The sequence below is a fragment of the Haladaptatus sp. genome, from assembly GCF_049589095.1.
Lineage (GTDB): Archaea > Halobacteriota > Halobacteria > Halobacteriales > Haladaptataceae > Haladaptatus.
The window spans coordinates 1-2724 of the sequence record NZ_JBAWAC010000624.1; the positions used below are offsets into that span (position 1 = coordinate 1).

Below are 2724 nucleotides of genomic sequence, written 5' to 3' on the forward strand. Positions count from 1 at the left end.
TCTGCTTGACGTCCTGATTCGACACCGGCGTACGGACGATCACGATCTTGTTCTCGTCGATGATCTTCTGGAAGTCGATCGAACTTTCCCGTTGGGCGATAATCCGCCGAATGACACCGTTCTCGACCCAATTTTTCACTCGCGACAGGAGGGGACGAACAGCATCGTCGTCCATCTGGGCGATCTCGTTCACGAATTCCTTTATGTAGGGGTCCTCGACCTCCTCGGCGAACTGCTCGCGACGCTCCTGATTCAGGAGGACGAAGTAGAAATCGATCACCGAGTAGTCTTTGTCCGATTTCATCATTGCTCGGCCCATGCTCTCGGTAATCGCCCGCATTCGTGGCCCCCAATAGTCGTCGTTATCCAGAATCGCTTTCAGGTTCTCGAGGCGATCTTCTATTTCGCGTTCCTGTTCAACCTGACTGTCCGTTTCGGGGATTTCGAGGAAGTTGATTCCGACATCCCGATCAAAGTCCTCGTCGCCGGGTTCGATCCAAATCACATCGTCGAGGCGGTCCTCCGGGAGGAGTTGGAGGAGTTCTTTCGAGTCGCGTGCTTTGGGGTCGAAGTAGACGAAGCCATGACCGGCGTATGCGAGCTGCACCATCCAGTTCAACAGTTCCGTCGTCTTTCCGGCTCCTGTCGTTCCACACACCCAGTTGTGCTGAAAGAGCGATCCGAACTCAATCGGTACTTCGCGGAAGCCCTCTTGGGCACTGTCGTTGTAACCTGTCCAGAGTGGGCCTTCGGGGCGCGTCCGTGAACCTTCGAGCAACCGACGTACCTTCGGCCCGGCGACGACGCCGTGTTCTTCCGTATGAGTGAGTACTTCAGCGCCGCCGATTCGGTCGTTCTTCGTTGGCGTTATCTGATACGGTTCACCGGTTGGCGCTCGAAGCTCATCGGGGATCTCGTCGTCTTGTTCGTCGCGATCGGCGTCTACTGACTCGGTGTCAGGAGTGTCTTTGTTGCCGAATAGGTTGTCGAACATCGTGTGTCACCAAAATCCCGGCGTCGGGCTTGCACCGACGTGGCGGCGTGGACCATCCGGGAAGCGAGGGAGTGCCGTCGTTGTTACTCACTGCGCTGACTGTCGGCTGGAACCTCGCCGCCGCGTTGGGAGTAACGCCAGTCGATTTTCGGCGTCTCAATTTCCTTGTTCGGGATGTGTGCAGCACCGGCGAGTTCGCTCACCGAGAGAATCATCTCGCGGTCCTCCCACTCCCGAGCGTGGAGTTTCTCGATGAACGCGCCGCGGTCGCTGGCAGGAACAGGCTCGTCAGTAAACCCCTGCTCAGTCATGGTGTTGTAGTAGCGGGTGAACATTCCCGCGACGCCTCGTGCCCGTGATTCGGCTTCATACGGGTCCGGTGAGACGGCGAGAATCCGCATATTGGTGTGAAAACCGTACTGTCCCCGCTGCATTTCGACGACGTCCGCCGCTTCGCGGTCCTTCTTACTCGCATCACGAGTACGGGGGTTCAGCCACCCGACAACCTGGTCCGACCGAAGCCCCTCGGCGACGTCGTCCACGCTCTCTCCCCGAGAAAGGAGTCCCCCTTCGCCTTCCGTCCAATCGTTTTTCGCGGGCCGGAAGACGACCTGCACAACGACCCGCGTTTCCGGCGTCGAAAGCATCTCGCTCGTTACTTCGCCATACGGGTCGCGCTCGAAGCCGTCGCCCTGGTGGTTGCGAATCGGGTAGTAGTAGTGACGGTTCAAGTCAAGCTCGGCACCCGCGATATAGTCGTTAGGACGGATTTGCGGGAATGCGTCGCCGCCCTCCACTCGGAATACCTGCGTATTCGAGTAACTGTTCGCGACGCGTCGGCGGAACTTGTTTGCGGCACTCTCGTCGGCGGCATGCATGTAGAACTTCAGCTTCTCCTCATCGAACCACAACTCGAAGGAGTGGTGCTGGCTAATGTTTGTGTCTCGAATCCCTTTCGTTCGAACGTCGTGGAGCGATTGGAGCATTGCTGCACCATCGACAATTCCCTGATTATCTTTGTAGGGGCGAATTCCAAGCAAGACACCCGGTGTCTCGTCTACGGTTTGGGTGTATGATTCACCGAGTTGCGTTGCCGTGTAGCTCCCGTGCGTCTCGTCACTGCCGAACAGCCCCATTAGATCTCACCCCATTCGTCGGCGATATACTCCTCGAAGGGACCGTGCTCGCTGGCTTTGTAGCTATAGACTGTATCCTCGAACGGTGAGGCCCTGACTTGCGCGTGCATCCACCCCTCGACGTCTGCATAATCAACGAGATAGTCGGTGTACCCGAGTCCCTGCTCACCACGTTTGGCGTGCTGAGTGATGAACTGTAGTTGCTCGTCGTTCATCCCGAAGCGTTCCTTTGCGTCTTGCTCTTCCAGCTTGTCCGTGTAGAAGAACTCAGTCGTCGGAATCTGCCCGAGGATAGCGCGTTTGTACTCTTGCATATCCGTGTCGTCAGCACTCGCGAAGTCACCCGGTCGGTGTGAGAGGAACCACAGGCCAGCGTTAAAGTGTCGCCAGTGGCGGGCCGACTGTTGAAGCCAGGCGAGGATTTCCTTCGATTGGAAGAGATAGTGCGCTTCATCGACGACGAAGAGCGTCTCGCCAGGTGCGCGTTTCACCGCTTGATAGACCTGTCCGAGCATCAACTGGAGCATCGTCGCTTTGTCCGCCGCTGCTCCGAGTCCCTGGATCTGCTGAAGGTCGAGATACGATACTTGACTC

At 57.4% G+C, this 2724-nt stretch carries 1 protein-coding gene and 2 pseudogenes; all 3 read right to left on the bottom strand.

Annotation, left to right across the window (positions count from 1 at the left end; all coding sequences use genetic code 11):
• A pseudogene (locus WBV42_RS19785) lies at positions 1–994 on the bottom strand (type IV secretion system protein VirD4); the annotation flags it as partial.
• An 83-nt stretch (positions 995–1077) separates the two neighbouring features.
• Positions 1078–2130, bottom strand: a complete 1053-nt coding sequence (locus tag WBV42_RS19790; protein WP_423987567.1) for a hypothetical protein — start codon at positions 2128–2130, stop codon at positions 1078–1080.
• Positions 2130–2724: pseudogene (locus tag WBV42_RS19795) on the bottom strand (hypothetical protein); the annotation flags it as partial. The pseudogene WBV42_RS19795 and the gene WBV42_RS19790, both read right to left, overlap by 1 nt.

Coding starts and splice junctions, on each gene's coding strand:
- WBV42_RS19790 (WP_423987567.1), bottom strand. CDS start 2,130: ATGGGGCTGTTCGGCAGTGACGAGACGCACGGGAGCTACACGGCAACG.